We start from the raw sequence: 18,618 nt of genomic DNA on the forward strand, positions 1-18,618 counted from the left end.
CGCCGTACTCTCCGTCGCGCTCGCGGTGTGGGTCCTGGCCACGCCGGGGGTGCGCGTCGACGCCGCCGACTCGCCCGGCGCGATCGCCGAACGCGCGGTCGTGCAGGAGCGCGCGGCCCTGGCTGCCGAGCAGGCCGCCGAGCAGATGGTCGGCCCCGTGCTGTCGTACAACCACAAGACCATGGCCGAGGACCTGGAGCGGATCCGCGGCAACATGACCGACAAGCTGGGGGAGAAGCAGGCGGCCTCCTGGCCGGACATCACCAAGGAGGCCGAGGAGCAGCAGATCGTTGTCGAGGCGGCCGCGACCGGCGCCGCGCTCACGCGGGTCGCCTCCGACGGAGAACGGGCGACGGTCGTCGTGTTCGTCGACCAGCAGGTGCAGAAGAAGGACGCCGAGCCGTTCGTGCTGAGGATGTGGGCGACGATGTCGCTGGTGAAGGCTTCCGGCAGCGAGGGACGCTGGCTGCTCGACGACATCTGCACCGACGACTCCTGTGGCTGACCGGCACTACGCGGTGCGGAATTGAGCGGCGGTTCCGCTTGACCTGAGCGGGTCCGGGCAGCATGATCGGCGCACAGGTTCACCCGAGCCGCTCCATCGACTGCGCGAGGTTGCGTAGCCGACATTGTTGAGTGCTCGGGTTTCGTGTATCGTGGCGCCTTGCGCCTGCCCTCAGATGCGCTTCGGCCTGCCCGGTGGCTGATGACGTGGGGGGATGGCGCACTCGAAGAGTCGAACCGTCGAAGGACAACTCTTGGCCGCGCGCACCACCCCCGGTAAGTCCCGCATCTCTTTCGCGAAGATCCAGGAGCCGCTGGCACTCCCGCAGCTCCTTTCGCTCCAGACCGACAGCTTCGACTGGCTGATCGGCAACGAGGCACACAAGAACCGGATCGAGACCCGTCGGGCTGCCGGCGAGGACGTCTCCGACAAGTCCGGGCTGGAGGAGATCTTCGAGGAGATCTCCCCGATCGAGGACTTCTCCGAGACCATGTCGCTCTCGTTCGAGAACCCTGTCTTCTACGACCCGAAGTACACGGTCGACGAGTGCAAGGAGAAGGACCTCACCTACTCCGCGCCGCTCTACGTCTCGGCGGAGTTCACCAACAACGAGACCGGTGAGATCAAGGGCCAGACGGTCTTCATGGGCGACTTCCCCCTGATGACCCCCAAGGGCACCTTCGTCATCAACGGCACCGAGCGTGTCGTCGTCTCGCAGCTGGTCCGCTCGCCGGGTGTGTACTTCGAGCGCACCGCCGACAAGACGTCCGACAAGGACATCTACACCGCCAAGCTCATCCCGAGCCGCGGCGCCTGGCTCGAGTTCGAGATCGACAAGCGCGACATGGTCGGCGTCCGTCTCGACCGCAAGCGCAAGCAGAACGTCACGGTGCTGCTCAAGGCGCTGCAGGCGGTCGCCGAGGACACCGGCGAGGCCTACGACTACGAGGCCGTCATGGCCGACCTGCGCCAGTTCGAGTCGATCCAGCTCACCGAGGAGAAGGACAACACCTCGGGTCCGGACGACGCGCTGCTCGACATCTACCGCAAGCTCCGTCCCGGCGAGCCGCCGACGCGTGAGGCCGCGCTCACGCTGCTGAAGAACTACTACTTCAACGGCAAGCGCTACGACCTGGCCAAGGTCGGCCGCTACAAGATCAACAAGAAGCTCGGCCAGGACCAGGCGTTCGACCAGCAGACCATGACGATCTCCGACATGGTCGCCACGATCCGCTACATCGTGGCGCTGCACGACGCCCGTGCCGAGCTGGAGACCCCGCAGGGCAGCATCGAGATCGGCGCCGACGACATCGACCACTTCGGCAACCGCCGGATGCGGACCGTGGGCGAGCTGATCCAGAACCAGCTGCGCACCGGCCTGGCCCGGATGGAGCGCGTCGTCCGCGAGCGGATGACGACCCAGGACGTCGAGGCGATCACGCCGCAGTCGCTGATCAACATCCGTCCCGTGGTGGCGGCGCTGAAGGAGTTCTTCGGGACCTCGCAGCTGTCGCAGTTCATGGACCAGACCAACCCGATCGCGGGCCTGACGCACAAGCGTCGCCTCTCCGCGCTCGGCCCGGGCGGTCTGTCCCGTGACCGCGCCGGCATGGAGGTCCGTGACGTCCACCCGTCGCACTACGGCCGGATGTGCCCGATCGAGACCCCTGAGGGCCCGAACATCGGCCTGATCGGCTCGTTGGCGTCCTACGGACGGATCAACCCGTTCGGCTTCGTCGAGACGCCCTACCGCAAGGTGGAGAACGGCGTCGTCACCGACAAGATCGACTACCTCACCGCCGACGACGAGGACCGCTACGTCATCGCGCAGGCGAACGCCCCGCTCGACGCGAACGGCAAGTTCGTCGAGGAGCGGGTGCTGGTCCGCCAGCGCCACGGCGAGGTCTCCGAGATCATCGCCGACGAGGTCGACTACATGGACGTCTCGCCGCGCCAGATGGTGTCGGTCGCGACCGCCCTGATCCCGTTCCTCGAGCACGACGACGCGAACCGCGCGCTCATGGGCGCCAACATGCAGCGTCAGGCCGTCCCGCTGATCAGGAGCGACAGCCCGATCGTCGGCACCGGCATCGAGTACCGCGCTGCGGTCGACGCCGGTGACGTGCTCGTCGCCGAGAAGGCCGGTGTCGTCAAGGACGTCTCGGCCGACCTGGTCGAGACCATGAACGACGACGGCACGTACACCTCGTACCGGCTCGCGAAGTTCAAGCGCTCCAACCAGGGCACCTGCATCAACCAGCGTCCGCTGGTGGCCGCCGGGGACCGTCTCGAGGTCGGCTCGCCGATCGCCGACGGTCCGTGCACGGACAAGGCGGAGATGGCGCTCGGCACCAACCTGCTCGTGGCGTTCATGCCGTGGGAGGGCCACAACTACGAGGACGCGATCATCCTCAGCCAGCGCCTGGTGCAGGAGGACGTCCTCACCTCGATCCACATCGAGGAGCACGAGGTCGACGCCCGCGACACCAAGCTGGGCCCGGAGGAGATCACCCGCGACATCCCGAACGTCAGCGAGGAGATGCTCGCCGACCTCGACGAGCGCGGCATCATCCGGATCGGCGCCGAGGTGACCACCGGTGACATCCTCGTCGGCAAGGTGACCCCGAAGGGCGAGACCGAGCTGACTCCGGAGGAGCGCCTGCTCCGTGCGATCTTCGGCGAGAAGGCGCGCGAGGTCCGCGACACCTCGATGAAGGTGCCGCACGGCGAGTCCGGCACGGTCATCGGCGTCCGCGTCTTCGACCGCGAGGAGGGCGACGAGCTCCCGCCCGGCGTCAACCAGCTGGTGCGCGTCTACGTCGCGCAGAAGCGGAAGATCTCCGTGGGTGACAAGCTCGCCGGCCGTCACGGCAACAAGGGCGTCATCGCGAAGATCCTGCCCGTCGAGGACATGCCGTTCATGGAGGACGGCACCCCGGTCGACGTCGTGCTCAACCCGCTGGGTGTGCCGCGACGGATGAACATCGGCCAGATCCTCGAGCTTCACCTGGGCTGGCTCGGCAAGCAGGGATGGGACCTGAACCTGTCCGGCGACCCGGAGAGCTCGGACTGGAAGCAGCGGCTGATCTCGATCGGCGCCGACCAGGCCGAGCCCGGCACGAAGCTGGCCACGCCGGTCTTCGACGGTGCCCGCGAGGACGAGATCACCGGCTTGCTCGGCTCCACGCTGCCCAACCGTGACGGCATCCGCCTGATCGAGCAGGACGGCAAGGCGCGGCTCTTCGACGGCCGCTCCGGCGAGCCGTTCCGGGACCCGGTGTCGGTGGGCTACATGTACATCCTCAAGCTCCACCACCTGGTCGACGACAAGATCCACGCGCGCTCGACCGGCCCGTACTCGATGATCACGCAGCAGCCGCTGGGCGGTAAGGCCCAGTTCGGTGGCCAGCGGTTCGGCGAGATGGAGGTGTGGGCCATGGAGGCGTACGGCGCCGCCTACGCGCTCCAGGAGCTCCTCACGATCAAGTCCGACGACGTGCCGGGCCGCGTGAAGGTGTACGAGGCGATCGTGAAGGGCGAGAACATCCCCGACTCCGGCATCCCCGAGTCGTTCAAGGTTCTCGTCAAGGAGATGCAGTCGCTCTGCCTCAACGTGGAGGTGCTGTCGCAGGACGGCACGGCCATCGAGATGCGCGACGCGGAGGAGGACGTCTTCCGTGCCGCCGAGGAGCTCGGCATCGACCTGTCGCGCCGCGAGCCCTCGAGCGTCGAAGAAGTCTGAGTGTGAACCCGCCGGGGGTCTCGTGACGGTTGCACCGCAACCTCCTCGACCTCCGGTGGGAACCCTCGGTCAACAAGCTTTCGATTCAGTAACTAACGAAGGACAGCAGCCATCGTGCTCGACGTGAACTTCTTCGACCAGCTTCAGATCGGCCTGGCCACGGCGGACGACATCCGCACGTGGAGCCACGGTGAGGTCAAGAAGCCGGAGACCATCAACTACCGCACGCTCAAGCCCGAGCGTGACGGCCTCTTCTGCGAGAAGATCTTCGGTCCCACCCGGGACTGGGAGTGCTACTGCGGCAAGTACAAGCGCGTGCGCTTCAAGGGCATCATCTGCGAGCGCTGCGGCGTCGAGGTGACCCGGTCCAAGGTCCGCCGCGAGCGGATGGGCCACATCGAGCTGGCCGCCCCGGTCACCCACATCTGGTACTTCAAGGGCGTCCCGAGCCGGCTCGGCTACCTGCTCGACCTGGCTCCGAAGGACCTCGAGAAGGTCATCTACTTCGCCGCCTACATGATCACCGCCGTCGACGAGGACGCGCGTCACCGCGACCTGTCCTCGCTCGAGACGAAGATCCAGCTGCAGCGCGAGTCGATCGAGAAGCGTCGCGACTCTTCCCTCGAGGACCGCACCAAGAAGCTCGAGGACGACCTCGCCGCGCTCGAGGCCGAGGGTGCCAAGGCCGACCAGCGCCGCAAGGTGCGCGACGGCGCCGAGCGCGAGCTCAAGCAGCTGCGGGACCGTGCCCAGCGCGAGCTGGACCGTCTCGAGGAGGTCTGGGACACGTTCAAGAGCCTCAAGGTGCAGGACCTCATGGGTGACGAGGTGCTCTACCGCGAGATGAAGAACTGGTTCGGCAAGTACTTCGAGGGCCACATGGGCGCCACGGCGATCCAGAAGCGCCTGCAGAGCTTCGACATCGAGGCCGAGGTCGAGTCGCTGCGCGAGACCATCGCCACCGGCAAGGGCCAGCGCAAGGTCCGCGCGCTCAAGCGCCTCAAGGTCGTCGACGCGTTCCGCAAGACCGGCAACAAGCCCGAGGGCATGGTCCTGGACGCCGTCCCGGTCATCCCGCCGGACCTGCGTCCGATGGTGCAGCTCGACGGTGGCCGCTTCGCGACCTCCGACCTGAACGACCTCTACCGCCGGGTGATCAACCGCAACAACCGCCTCAAGCGGCTGCTCGACCTCGGCGCGCCGGAGATCATCGTCAACAACGAGAAGCGGATGCTCCAGGAGGCCGTCGACTCGCTGTTCGACAACGGTCGTCGTGGCCGTCCCGTCACCGGGCCGGGCAACCGGCCGCTGAAGTCGCTGTCCGACATGCTCAAGGGCAAGCAGGGACGCTTCCGCCAGAACCTGCTCGGCAAGCGCGTGGACTACTCGGGCCGTTCGGTCATCGTGTCCGGTCCGCAGCTGAAGCTGCACCAGTGCGGTCTGCCCAAGCAGATGGCGCTGGAGCTCTTCAAGCCCTTCGTCATGAAGCGGCTCGTGGACCTCTCGCACGCGCAGAACATCAAGTCCGCCAAGCGGATGGTCGAGCGCGCGCGTCCGGTCGTGTGGGACGTCCTCGAAGAGGTCATCACCGAGCACCCCGTGCTGCTCAACCGGGCGCCCACCCTGCACCGTCTCGGCATCCAGGCCTTCGAGCCTCAACTGATCGAGGGCAAGGCCATCCAGATCCACCCGCTCGTCTGCACCGCGTTCAACGCGGACTTCGACGGTGACCAGATGGCGGTGCACCTGCCGCTGTCGGCCGAGGCCCAGGCCGAGGCCCGGATCCTGATGCTGTCGACCAACAACATCCTCAAGCCGTCGGACGGCCGTCCGGTGACCATGCCCACCCAGGACATGATCATCGGCCTGTTCTTCCTGACCACCGAGCGTCCGGGCTCGATCGGCGAGGGCCGCGTGTTCTCCTCGCCGGCCGAGGCGATCATGGCGTTCGACCGCGGCGAGATCATGCTGCAGAGCAAGGTGCGGATCCGCTTCGTCGACGCTGTCGTCGAGGGCGCGGAGCCCGGTGAGCCGGTGATCCTCGAGACCACCCTCGGCCGCTCGATCTTCAACGACACCCTGCCCGCCGACTACCCGTTCGTGAACGAGGAGGTCGGCAAGAAGCGTCTCGGCGCGATCGTCAACGACCTCGCCGAGCGCTACGGCAAGGTCGAGGTCGCGGCGTCGCTGGACGCGCTGAAGGACACCGGCTTCTACTGGGCGACGCGCTCCGGCGTGACCGTCTCGATCGCCGACGTGACCACCCCCGAGGACAAGGCCGGGATCCTGGCCGAGTTCGAGGACAAGGCCGCGAAGATCCAGAAGCAGTTCGAGCGCGGTCTGGTCACCGACGAGGAGCGTCGCCAGGAGCTCATCGAGATCTGGACCGAGGCCGGCAAGCGCGTCGGTGACGCGATGGAGGAGGCCTTCAAGAAGCAGCCGGCGAACCCGATCTACATGCAGGTCTACTCGGGTGCCTCCGGTAACTTCAACCAGATCCGCCAGGTCGGCGCCATGCGTGGTCTGGTGGCGAACCCCAAGGGTGAGATCATCCCGCGGCCGATCAAGGCGAACTTCCGCGAGGGTCTGTCCGTTCTGGAGTACTTCATCTCCACCCACGGTGCCCGCAAGGGTCTGGCCGACACGGCTCTCCGGACCGCCGACTCGGGCTACCTGACCCGTCGTCTGGTCGACGTGTCGCAGGACGTCATCATCCGCGAGGACGACTGCGGCACCGAGCGTGGACTGCCCAAGGTGATCGGCGTGCGCAACGAGGCCGGTGTCGTCGAGAAGGACGACAACGCGGAGACCGCGGCCTACGCCCGGACCGCAGCGGTCGACATCGCGCACCCCGACACCGGCGAGGTCCTCGCCCAGGCGGGAGACGACCTCGGTGACGTCAAGATCGCGGAGCTGATCGAGGCCGGCATCGAGGAGGTCGTGGTCCGCTCGGTCCTGACCTGCGACGCTCGCACCGGCACCTGCGCGAAGTGCTACGGCCGCTCGCTGGCCACCGGCAAGCTCGTCGACATCGGTGAGGCGGTCGGCATCATCGCGGCCCAGTCCATCGGTGAGCCCGGCACGCAGCTGACCATGCGTACCTTCCACACCGGCGGTGTGGCCTCCGCGGACGACATCACGCAGGGTCTGCCCCGTGTGGTCGAGCTCTTCGAGGCCCGCACCCCGAAGGGCGTCTCCCCGATCACCGAGGCCGCAGGCCGGGTGGAGATCGAGGAGACCGACAAGGCCCGCAAGGTCCTGGTCACCCCGGACGACGGCAGCGAGGTCCAGGAGTACGTCGTGTCCCGCCGCTCGCGCCTGCTCGTGCAGGACGGCGACCGGGTCGAGGTCGGCCAGATGCTCACCCAGGGCACGCCCGACCCGAAGGAGGTGCTCCGGATCCTCGGTGTCCGCCGGACCCAGCAGCACCTGGTGGACGAGGTCCAGGAGGTCTACCGGAGCCAGGGCGTGTCGATCCACGACAAGCACATCGAGATCATCGTGCGGCAGATGCTGCGCCGGATCACGGTGCTCGAGTCGGGTGAGACCAACCTGCTGCCGTCCGACCTCGTCGACCGCAAGATCTTCGAGGAGGAGAACCGGCGCGTGGTCTCCGAGGGCGGGAAGCCCGCCTCGGGTCGTCCGGAGCTCATGGGCATCACCAAGGCCTCGCTCGCGACCGAGTCGTGGCTCTCGGCGGCCTCCTTCCAGGAGACCACCCGGGTGCTCACCGACGCCGCGATCAACGGTCGCTCCGACAGCCTCCGCGGCCTGAAGGAGAACGTGATCATCGGCAAGCTGATCCCGGCCGGTACCGGTCTGGAGCGCTACCGCAACATCCGCGTGGAGCCCACGGAGGAGGCGCGCGCTGCGGCGTACGCCGTCACCGGCTACGAGTCCTACGACTACGAGTTCGGCAACGCGTCGGGCCAGGCGGTCGCCCTGGACGACTTCGACTTCGGTTCCTACCAGGGCTGACGGCTGCGCCGTCGGACCTGGTTCACAGAACCGGATCGAGTAGCACGAAGCCCCTCCCGAGCGAAGCTCGGGAGGGGCTTCCTGCATATCGAGATCCGGTCGTGAAGAGTCTGCCCGGCCCCGCGTCGTACGACGTCAGCTGCGGCGCAGGATGTCGCGCAGCACCTGCGGGTAGTTCGTGATCACCCCGTCGACGCCCCAGTTCACGGCGCGCCGCATGTCGGCACCGCCGTTGACGGTCCACACGTGGATCTCCATGCCGTGGGCATGCACGGCGTGGACGGTCGCCTCGTCGATGGCTCCCAGTGCGGGGTTGACCTGCTGCGCCCAGGTGGAGGCCGCAACGATCTCCACGGGGGTGGGCCGGACGCCGTAGAGCAGCCCGACCGGGACGTCCGGCGCGAGGCTCTTATAGGTGCGCAGCCAGGCGTGGTTGAACGACTGGACCACCACGCGACCGGCCCGCACCGCCCGGTTGAACTCGGGCAGCGCGCGCAGCTCCTTGTCGAGGTCGACCTCGATGCCGGGGTAGAGCTCCGGCGCCTTCGGCTCGAGCAGCATCCCGGCCTGGTTGCCCACGGCAGCCACCCACTCGGCCAGGGTCGGCACCCTCTCCCGGGCGAACTCGGGGGCGAACCACGACCCGGCGTCGAGCTGCTTGATCTCGGCCAGGGTGAAGCTGCCGACGGTCCACGGCGCGCGGTCGGGGAAGACCTGCTCCACGTCGGTGGTCCTGGTGAGCGTGGTGTCGTGCATGATGACGAGCTCGCCGTCGCGGGTGCGCTGGATGTCGTTCTCCACGACGTCCGCGCGGTGCCTGATCGCCAGCTGCACGGCGGCCAGCGTGTTCTCCGGTGCGGCGCCCGAGGAGCCCCGGTGCGCCACCACGTCGACGGGCGAGGAGGCGGCGGCAGCGGAACCGGTGGTCAGCCCGAGGAGGGCGACGGCGGCGAGCAGTGCGGCGAGGAGCGCGCCGAGGGCGCGGGCTGGTCGAGACATGAGGGCTCCCGAGTTCGATGGGTCCCGGCCGGTCGGCCGGCGGTGTCGACCCAAGCGCGACGAGGCCAACGGCCGGTGACGGAGCGTCCAACCGGCCGTGACAACCAGCAGACGCGTCCGGATCCCGCGCGCCTGCGTCGCAGAGAACCGGGTACCGCGTCCCGAAGAGACCGAAAGAAACCGACAGAGACCGACAGAGACGGAGGACACGATGGCGAAGCACAAGTTCGAAGTCCCGCCGGACAGCGGCCAGGACCATGGACAGCAGCAGGCCGCCGAGGACCTGTCCGAGGAGGCCACCGGACTGGATGGCACCCCGGTCGAGCAGCTGCAGGAGGAACGGGCCGAGCGTCTCGACCCCCGGAACCGGCCCGAGAACGCCGAGGTCGACAACACCGACCGCGAGCTCGACGTCGAGAAGGGCATGTTCACCGACGAGTCGGGCTACGAGGACGCGCCGAGGAAGTACCCGCCCGCGGACGAGCAGGGCGCCTGAGGCGCCGCCGCGCCCGGGCGGTCGGTGGGGTGATGTCTGCGGGGTGATGTTGCGCCGCAGGTCACCTCGCGGTCGGCTGCGGGCAACCCGCTGGTGCGGCGGCGCCGCCACCGTCGTACGGCATGAGGACCCCCCGCATCCGTGCGGCCGCGCTCGCCGCCGCCCTCCCGCTCGTGCTCGCCCCGTACGCAGCCTCCGCCGACCCTCGCGGACCGGAGAACGGCGGTGGCCAGGAGAAGGACTTCGATCTCCAGGCCCACCGCGGCGGCATTGCGCTGACGGTCGAGAACACACTGCCCGCCTTTGCCAACGCGCTCGAGCTCGGCGTGAGCACGCTGGAGCTCGACGTCCAGGTGACCGAGGACGGCCACGCCGTGGTCACCCATGACCGTGACCCGTCGCCGCGCAACTGCCGCGACACCGCTCCCGCCTTCGCCGACGACCCGGAGTTCCCGTACGTGCCCAACCGGACCTACATCAAGGACCTCACCCTCGCCCAGGTCCGGACGATCGACTGCGGGTCGCTGCGGCACCCGCTGTACCCGGACCAGGAGCTGTCGCCGGGGGAGCCGATGCCGCTGCTGTCCCAGGTCTTCGACCTCGTGAACGCGCATCACGCCGAGCACGTGACGCTCAACGTCGAGACCAAGGTCGAGGCCGGTGCGCCGGAGCAGACGGCGCCGCGCGAGGCTTTCGTCCGGGCGGTGCTGGCCGACATCCGCGACGCGCGCATCCGCAACCAGGTCACCATCCAGAGCTTCGACTGGGGCGCCCTGATGCGGGTCCGCGAACTGGAGCCGCGGCTGCCGATCGTGGCGCTCACCAACGGCCAGCAGTTCCTCCAGGCCGGCCGCGACGGCGCCTCGCCGTGGCTCGGGGGCATCGACATCGACGCCTTCCCCGGCAACCTCCAGGAGAAGTACGTCGCCGCGACCGCGTCGTTCGACGCCGACGCCGTCTCGCCGGTCCACGGCGACCCGCAGGGCGGCACGATCGACACCCCCGGTTACGTCCCGTTCACGACCCAGGCGCTGGTCGACGCCGCGCACCAGGCCGGCATGCGGGTGATCCCGTGGACGGTGAACGACCGGGCGACCATGGAGCACCTGATCGGGCTGGGCATCGACGGGCTGATCACGGACCGGCCCGACCTGCTCCGCGAGGTGATGGCGGACGAGGGGCTGGCGCTGCCACGGAGCTACCCGGCACGTCGGTGAGCTTCACGCCCCTGAGAGAATCGCGGGGTGACCGAGACCACCCCGCTGAGCGCCGACGTGCTCGTCGTCGGCGCCGGCCCCGCCGGGTCGGCCGCAGCGGCATGGGCGGCGCGCCTCGGTCGTGACGTCGTACTGGCGGATGCGGCGGTGTTCCCGCGCGACAAGACCTGCGGCGACGGCCTCACGCCCCGCGCGATCGGCGAGCTCGAGCGGCTCGGCCTGCGGGACTGGGTGCGCGCTCACACGGTCAACCAGGGGCTGCGCGCGCACGGGTTCGGGCAGACGCTGCACCTGCCGTGGCCCGGCGGGAGCCTGCCCGACTGGGGCAGCGCCGTGGCCCGTACCGAGCTCGATGACCACCTGCGCACGACGGCGATCAAGGCCGGCGCGTCGGCGATCGACGGCGCCCGAGCGGTCGACGTGCGGATGGACGGCGACCGGGTCGCGGCGGTGCTGTTCAAGGACGGCCGGGAGATCGCCTGCCGACAGCTGATCGTGGCCGACGGCGTGCGGTCCCCGCTGGGCAAGGTGCTGGGCCGCGAGTGGCACCGGGACACGGTGTACGGCGTCGCGGGGCGCACCTACGTCTCCTCGACCCGTGCCGACGACCCATGGATCAGCTCGCACCTGGAGCTGCGGGGCCAGGGCGGCGAGATCCTCTCCGGGTACGGCTGGATCTTCCCGCTCGGCGACGGATCGGGCGAGGTCAACCTCGGCGTCGGCACCCTCGCCACCGCCAAGCGGCCTGCCGACGTGGCGATCAAGCCGCTGATGGGGTTCTACGCCGACGAGCGTCGCGAGGAGTTCGGGCTCGGCGAGGAGCTGCGGATGCCGACGTCGGCGCTGCTGCCGATGGGCGGGGCGGTCTCCAACGTCGCGGGTCGCAACTGGGCCCTGATCGGCGACGCGGCAGCCTGCGTGAACCCGCTCAACGGCGAGGGCATCGACTACGGCCTGGAGACGGGCCGAGTGGTGGCCGAGCTGCTGACCGAGGATCCGGACGTCGACCTCGCCACCGTGTGGCCGGCCGTGCTCAGGGAGCACTACGGCGAGTCGTTCTCGATCGCCCGCCGGCTTGCCGGCCTGGTCACCGTGCCCCGGCTGCTGCCGGCGCTCGGGCCGGTAGGGATGCGCTCCGACCTGCTGATGACGCTCGCGCTGCGCTGGATGGGCAACCTCGTCACCGACGAGGACCGCGACCGGGCCGCCCGCGTCTGGCGCTGGGCCGGGCGGCGCTCGCTCGCCCGGGACCGCCGCCCGCTGTTCGGTTGAGCTGCCCGACCGCGCGTCGGGGCAGGATCGCCAGCATCTCGCGGCCGGCGCGATCCGTAGTGTGGAGTGGGACCGGGATGGCAACGGAGGGACGGCGCGATGGCGCAGCGGGTGCAGCGACTGGCGGCGTACGCCGTCATCGTCCGCGGTGACCGGATCCTGCTGTCGCGGCTCTCGGAGCGGGTGACGCGCCACGAGCTGTGGTCGCTGCCCGGCGGCGGGGTGGACCACGGTGAGGATCCGCGGGACGCGGTCGTCCGCGAGGTGTACGAGGAGACCGGCCTGCGGGCCGAGATCGGCGAGACCGCGCAGGTCTTCTCCCTCCACGTGGCCGACTCATGGCGCCGGGGGCGCCGGGTCGACGCCCACTCGGTACGCATCGTCTACGAGGGGTGGGTGCCGCCGGATGCACCAAAGCCGCGCGTGATCGAGGTCGACGGCTCCACCGCGGACGCCGCGTGGCAGCCGATCGCGGGCGTGCTCGACGGCTCGGTGCCCACGGTCGCGCTGGTGATCGAGGCGCTGGCGTCGTACCGCCCGAAGCCGCTGCAGCGCGTCGCCGCCTACGCCTACGTCGTGCAGGGCGACCGGCTGCTCCTGACCCGCAACTCGGTGCGCGGCCCCAGTCCGGGGATCTGGAGCCTGCCCGGCGGCGGCATCGACCACGGCGAGGCACCGGACGCCGCGGTCGCCCGCGAGGTGCGGGAGGAGACCGGGCTCGAGGCCGAGATCGGCCCGTTGATGACCGTCCACGACGTGCACTTCTCCGGCACCGCCCCCCACGGCCGGCACGAGGACTTCCACGCCATCCAGCTCGTGCACTGGGCGACGATCCGTGCCGGAGCCGAGCCCGGCGTGGTGGAGGTTCACGGCACGACCGACGCCGCCGAGTGGGTGCCGCTCAGCGAGATCGCGGACGGGTCGCGCGAGGTGACCGAGCTGGTGCGTGTCGCGGTCGCGGCCGCGGGCGATAACTTGACCCGGTGAGCGAGACGGTCTTCACCTACGCCGCGCCGGGCCTGAAGTTCGGACGCGGCGCCTCGCGCGAGATCGGGTACGACGTCACCGGCTGGGGCGCGAAGCGGGTCCTGCTGGTCACCGACGCGGGGGTCGCCGCCGCGGGTCACCCGGCCGCCGTGGAGGAGGGTCTGCGTGACCACGGCCTCGAGGTGGTCGTCTTCGACAGGGTGCGGGTCGAGCCGACGGACGTCTCGATCGGGAAGGCGGTGGCGTTCGCTCGCGCCGAGGGGCCCTTCGACGCCTTGGTCGCGGTCGGCGGGGGGTCGTCGATCGACACCGCCAAGGCGGTCGCGCTGATGGTGACCAACCCCGGCGAGCTGATGGACTACATCAACGCCCCGGTGGGCCGGGCCCGGGCGCCGCAGAACCCGGTGCTGCCGCTGGTCGCCGTACCGACGACCACCGGGACGGGCAGCGAGTCCACCACGATCTGCGTGATGGACGTGCTGTCGATGAAGGTGAAGACCGGCATCAGCCATCCCGCACTGCGGCCCAGGCTGGCCGTGGTCGACCCGGCGCTGTCCGCGACCCAACCGCCCGGCGTGGTCGCGGCCGCCGGGATGGACATCCTCTGCCACGCCCTGGAGAGCTACACCGCCCGCTGGTACGGCGACTTCGAGCCGAAGAGTCCCGAGCAACGGGTGCCCTACTGCGGCGCCAACCCGATCTCCGACCTCTGGTCCGAGCGGGCGCTCGCACTGCTGTCCTCGGCCTTCCGCGGAGCCGTGCGCCAGGATCCGGCCGCCGCCGAGGACATGGCGCTCGCCGCGACCTTCGCAGGCCTCGGCTTCGGCAACGCCGGCGTGCACATCCCGCACGCCAACGCGTATCCCATCGCCGGCCGGGTGCGGGACTTCCGGCCGACGGGCTACCCGGCCGAGGAGCCGATTGTGCCGCACGGACTGGCGGTCTCGCTCACGGCCCCCGCGGCCTTCCGGTTCACCTTCGACGCCGCACCGGAGCGGCACCTGCGCGCCGCGCAACTGCTCGACCCGTCGGCGCCGGGCGACGGTCCCGATACGCTCCCGGACGTGCTCACCGGCCTGATGCGGGACATCGGGATCCCCAACGGCCTCGGCGAGGTCGGCTACGGCGAGGCCGATGTCGACGACCTGGTCGACGGTGCCCTCCAGCAGCAGCGCCTCCTCGCCACTGCCCCGAAGGACGTCACGGCCGAGGACCTCGGCGAGATCATCAGCGGCTCGATGGTGCACTGGTGAGCGGCGACCTCGTCGCGGCGCTGCGCGGGCACGGTGTCGACGCCGACGACTCGACGCTGACGCGCGCCCTGTACTCCTCCGACGCCTCGCTCTACCGGGTGCTGCCGGCCGTCGTCGCGCGACCGCGGCATCGTGACGAGCTGTCCGCGGTGCTGGAGGTGGCGACCGATGCGGGGGTGCCGCTGACCATGCGCGGTGCCGGCACCTCCATCGCTGGCAACGCCGTCGGCACCGGCATCGTCGTCGACACCCGACGCCTGGACCGGGTGCTCGAGATCGATCCCGAGGCCAGGACGGCGCGCGTCGAGCCGGGCGTCGTGCACGCCCGGCTGCAGGCAGCCGCCGCGCGGCACGGGTTGCGCTACGGTCCGGACCCCTCGACCCACACCCGCTGCACGATCGGCGGCATGGTCGGCAACAACGCGTGCGGCTCACGCGCGCTCGGCTACGGCCGCACCTCCGACACGATCCGCGCCGTCGAGGTGCTCTGGGGCGACCGCAGCGCTGCGCCGGGGGAGGTGGAGCAGCGTCTGGCCGCGGTGGTCGCCGCGGAGCTCGGTCACGTCCGCACCGCGTTCGGCACCTTCACTCGGCAGGTGTCGGGCTACTCACTGGAGCACCTGCTGCCCGAGGCGCTGCGGGACGGTCCCGGGCTGGCCAGGTTCCTGGCCGGCTCGGAGGGCACGCTGGGGATCCTGCGCGAGGTCACGGTCGCGCTCGTGGAGGAGCAGCCGCGACAGCTGCTCGTCCTCGGCTACCCCTCGATGCCCGACGCCGCCGACGCCGTACCTGCCCTCCTTGCGGCCGGGGACGGGGCGATGGTCGCGTGCGAGGGCCTGGACGCGCGGCTCGTCGACCTGGTCCGCGCCAACGGGCCGGTGCCGGACCTGCCGCGCGGGGCGGGCTGGCTGCTCGCGGAGGCCGCCGGACCCGATGCCACCGACGTGATAGCGCGGCTCGCCGCCGCGTCCGGGGCGCTCGACTCCCGCGTGGTCACCTCGGCTCCGGAGGCCGCGGCGATCTGGCGGATCCGCGAGGACGGCGCCGGGCTCGCCGCACGCAGCCTCGAGACGCCGGCCTACTCGGGCTGGGAGGACGCCGCCGTACCTCCTGCCCAGCTCGGCGCCTGGCTGCGCGACTTCGACGCGCTGCTTCGTGAGCACGACCTCGACGGCGTGCCGTACGGCCACTTTGGCGACGGCTGCGTGCACGTCCGGATCGACTTCCCGTTCGAGGCCGGCGACCCCGCCTCGGCCAGGATCTTCCGTGACTTCCTGACCGCCGGTGCGCTGCGGCTCAAGGAGTACGGCGGGTCGCTGTCCGGCGAGCACGGTGACGGCCGCGCGCGGTCCGAGCTCCTCCCGCTGATGTACGACGAAACGTCCCTGCGACTCTTCCGCGCGGTCAAGCACGCGGCTGATCCGGCGGGGCTGCTCAACCCCGGTGTGCTGGTCGATCCCGCCCCGATGGACGCCGACCTGCGCCCGGTGCGGCCGGTCGCCGAGGTCCGCTCCGCGCTCCGGCTCACCCACGACGCGTCGCTCGGCACCGCGGTGCACCGCTGCACCGGGGTCGGCAAGTGCGTGGTGCCGTCGCTGACGGCAGGCGGCGTGATGTGCCCGTCCTTCCTGGCGACCGGCGAGGAGAAGGACTCCACGCGGGGCCGGTCGCGGGTGCTGCAGGAGGCGCTCGACGGGTCGCTCGTGCGGGGGCTCGCCGATCCGGCGGTGCACGAGGCGCTCGACCTCTGCCTGTCGTGCAAGGGCTGTGCGTCCGACTGCCCGACCGGCGTCGACATGGCGACGTACAAGTCCGAGGTGCTGCACCAGACCTATGCCGGAAGGCGGCGCCCGCGCACCCACTACACGATGGGCCGGCTGCCGCGCTGGGCCAGGATGGCGGCACCGACGGCGCGGATCGCCAACGCCGCGATGAAGGTGGGGCCGCTCTCGACCCTTGCCAAGAAGGCGGTCGGCGTCGACGGCCGCCGCTCGCTGCCGACGTTCGCGCCGCTGACCCTGCGGCGGTGGGCGCGGCGTCGCGAAGGTCCGGACTCGGTGTCGGGGAAGTCCCAACTCGGGGCGGGGAAGGTCCCAACTCGCGAGGTGGAGGGGGTGGACGTCTGGATCTGGGCGGACTCCTTCACCGACCACTTCCGCACCGGCCCGGGTATCGCGGCGGTCAGGTTCCTCGAGAGCGCAGGCCTGAGGGTGCGCGTGATCGACGAGCCGGCCTGCTGCGCGATCACCTGGATCACGACCGGGCAGCTTGACGCCGCACGGCGGATCGTGGGTCGCACGCTCGCCACGCTGGCGCCGTACGTCTCCTCCGGCGTGCCGGTGATCGCGCTCGAACCCTCCTGCCTGGCCGCGCTGCGGTCGGACGCGGTCGAGCTCGCGGACGACCCCGCCGCGGCCACGGCGGTCGTGACAGGCGTGCTCACGTTCGCCGAGCTGGTCAACAAGCTCGACCTGCCGCTGCCCGACCTGACCGGCACGACCGTCGTCGCCCAGCCGCACTGCCACCACCACGCGGTGCTCAAGTGGAACGCCGACGAGGGCCTGCTCCGACGCACCGGAGCCACCCTCACCCGGGTCCCCGGCTGCTGCGGGCTGGCGGGCAACTTCGGCATGGAGCACTACGACGTCTCCGTCGCGGTGGCCCAGACGCACCTGCTGCCGGCGGTCAGGGACGCCCTCGCCGCCGAGCCGGGCACCGTGGTGCTCGCCGACGGGCTCTCCTGCTCCCTGCAGCTCGAGGACCTGGCCGGGGTGCGGTCGATGCACCTGGCCGAGCTGCTCGCCTCTAACATCGAGGAGTGAACCCGCGCCACCGCCGACTGCTCATCCCTGCCGCACTGGTGGCATTGCTGGTGATCGTCGTCGTGGCCGCCCTGGTCAAGTGAGCCGTCGATGAGCAGCACCACCGAGCCCCTCGACCGCGGCCTCGCCCGGGTCCGCGAGGATCTGCTCGCCGACGACCGGCTGATCCGGGCCGTCGGGTCCGGCCGCCAGCGCTCCACGACGCCGCCCTGGCGCCGGGTCGAGCTGCGCTGGGTGGACCTGAAGGCCGGGCGCCACCTCCAGGTGGTCGCCTACGACGCCACCCAGGCCCACACCTCCAACCACCTCCGGGGGGAGGCTGCCGACGCCGCCGTCGACGCGCTGCTCGCCGAGCCTTTCGGGAACTGGACGGTGGAGACGACCGACCGCCGGCTGACGCTGCGGGTGACCAAGAAGGGCGACGCCGCGACCCACACCTCCGCGGCCGCCGCCGGCTCCGGGCAAGCAGGCGAGCCGGACCGCAGCCACGACCGCGCCAAGGAGCGACTGCTGCAAGAGGACGACCCCGTGTTCGCGGCGCTGGGCCTGGCCGACGCCAGGGGCCGGATCAAGCCGAGCCGGATGGCGAAGTACCGCCAGGTCGAGGACTTCCTCCGGATCCTCGACCGCTCGATCGACGAGGCGATGGAGAAGGGCCACGTGCGCACGCCGACCGCCGACGACCCGCTGCGGATCGTCGACCTCGGCTGCGGCAACGGCTACCTGACCTTCGCCGCACACCGGTTCCTCGGCGGCCGGCGCGGCCTGCCCGTGCGGCTGACCGGCGTCGATGTGAAGGCGCAGTCGGCCGAGCACAACGCGACCGTCGCGCGGGACCTGGGGATCGAGGCCGACTTCGTGGTGGGGACGATCGGCGAGGCTTCGCTGGCGGAGCCGCCCGACGTCGTCCTGGCCCTGCACGCGTGCGACACCGCGACCGACGAGGCACTCGCCCGCGCCGTCGAGTGGGCCGCGCCGCTCGTGCTCGCCGCGCCGTGCTGCCACCACGACATCGCGGCCCAGCTGCGCCGCACGCCGACCCCGTCGCCGTACTCCTCGCTGACCCGGCACGGCATCCTCCGCGAGCGGTTCGCGGACACCCTCACCGACGCGCTCCGCGCGCTGCTGCTGCGGACGCAGGGCTACCGGGTGGAGGTGATGGAGTTCGTCGAGAGCCGGCACACCCCGCGCAACACGCTGCTCCGCGCCGTGCGGACCGGCGACGGCGGCTCCGCCAGCACCGTGCAGGAGTACGACGACCTGGTGGCCACGTGGGGCATCCGGCCGAAGCTCGGCGAGCTGCTGGCGGCCGATGCCGGCTCGGGCACCGGGGCGGGGGAGTGAGCC

The 18,618-nt window shown here is 70.6% G+C and carries 11 protein-coding genes; 10 read left to right on the forward strand and 1 reads right to left on the reverse strand.

Annotated elements, in window-relative coordinates:
• From E7Z54_RS23340 to E7Z54_RS14835, 3 genes are all read left to right on the forward strand, one after another.
• The coding region (locus tag E7Z54_RS23340) for a hypothetical protein (protein WP_168798345.1) at window positions 1-505 on the forward strand (505 nt) is incomplete at its 5' end.
• 253 nt (window positions 506-758) lie between these two features.
• Window positions 759-4,247, forward strand: a complete 3,489-nt coding sequence (gene rpoB / locus E7Z54_RS14830) for a DNA-directed RNA polymerase subunit beta (RefSeq protein WP_240769699.1) — start codon at window positions 759-761, stop codon at window positions 4,245-4,247.
• 114 nt (window positions 4,248-4,361) lie between these two features.
• Entirely contained in the window at window positions 4,362-8,225 is a 3,864-nt protein-coding gene (locus tag E7Z54_RS14835; protein WP_136434961.1) for a DNA-directed RNA polymerase subunit beta', read from the forward strand.
• A 135-nt stretch (window positions 8,226-8,360) separates the two neighbouring features.
• Here E7Z54_RS14835 and E7Z54_RS14840 read toward each other — a convergent pair whose 3' ends face one another.
• Complete coding sequence (locus tag E7Z54_RS14840) at window positions 8,361-9,224, reverse strand: glycerophosphodiester phosphodiesterase family protein (RefSeq protein WP_136434963.1); 864 nt, start codon at window positions 9,222-9,224, stop codon at window positions 8,361-8,363.
• Between the two features lie 211 nt (window positions 9,225-9,435).
• Here E7Z54_RS14840 and E7Z54_RS14845 point away from each other — a divergent pair, with 211 nt between their 5' ends.
• The 7 genes from E7Z54_RS14845 (at window position 9,436) to E7Z54_RS14875 (ending at window position 18,615) form a co-directional block, all read left to right on the forward strand.
• Window positions 9,436-9,720 (forward strand): hypothetical protein, encoded by a 285-nt coding sequence (locus E7Z54_RS14845; protein ID WP_136434965.1) that lies wholly within the window; start codon window positions 9,436-9,438, stop codon window positions 9,718-9,720.
• A gap of 122 nt (window positions 9,721-9,842) precedes the next feature.
• Window positions 9,843-10,937, forward strand: coding sequence for a glycerophosphodiester phosphodiesterase family protein (locus E7Z54_RS14850; RefSeq protein WP_136434967.1), 1,095 nt, complete (start codon window positions 9,843-9,845; stop codon window positions 10,935-10,937).
• A 27-nt stretch (window positions 10,938-10,964) separates the two neighbouring features.
• Window positions 10,965-12,209 carry a geranylgeranyl reductase family protein gene (locus E7Z54_RS14855; protein ID WP_206056250.1) on the forward strand — a complete coding sequence of 415 codons (1,245 nt, stop codon included), beginning with the start codon at window positions 10,965-10,967 and terminating at the stop codon, window positions 12,207-12,209.
• Between the two features lie 99 nt (window positions 12,210-12,308).
• The gene (locus E7Z54_RS14860) at window positions 12,309-13,196 is read left to right on the forward strand and encodes an NUDIX hydrolase (protein WP_136434969.1); all 888 of its coding nucleotides are present in this window, start codon (window positions 12,309-12,311) and stop codon (window positions 13,194-13,196) included.
• Window positions 13,193-14,449: a hydroxyacid-oxoacid transhydrogenase gene (locus E7Z54_RS23795; RefSeq protein ID WP_136434971.1), complete on the forward strand. Its 1,257-nt coding sequence runs from the start codon at window positions 13,193-13,195 to the stop codon at window positions 14,447-14,449. The genes E7Z54_RS14860 and E7Z54_RS23795 overlap by 4 nt, the downstream gene beginning before the upstream one ends.
• Window positions 14,446-17,271, forward strand: coding sequence for an FAD-binding and (Fe-S)-binding domain-containing protein (locus E7Z54_RS14870; protein ID WP_240769700.1), 2,826 nt, complete (start codon window positions 14,446-14,448; stop codon window positions 17,269-17,271). The genes E7Z54_RS23795 and E7Z54_RS14870 overlap by 4 nt, the downstream gene beginning before the upstream one ends.
• Window positions 17,272-17,361: 90 nt before the next feature.
• A complete protein-coding gene (locus E7Z54_RS14875) occupies window positions 17,362-18,615 on the forward strand; it encodes a class I SAM-dependent methyltransferase (RefSeq protein ID WP_136434974.1) in 1,254 nt (417 codons plus the stop codon).
• Window positions 18,616-18,618 lie beyond the last annotated feature (3 nt).

The organism is Nocardioides sp. (assembly GCF_004803405.1).
GTDB lineage: Bacteria > Actinomycetota > Actinomycetes > Propionibacteriales > Nocardioidaceae > Nocardioides > Nocardioides vastitatis.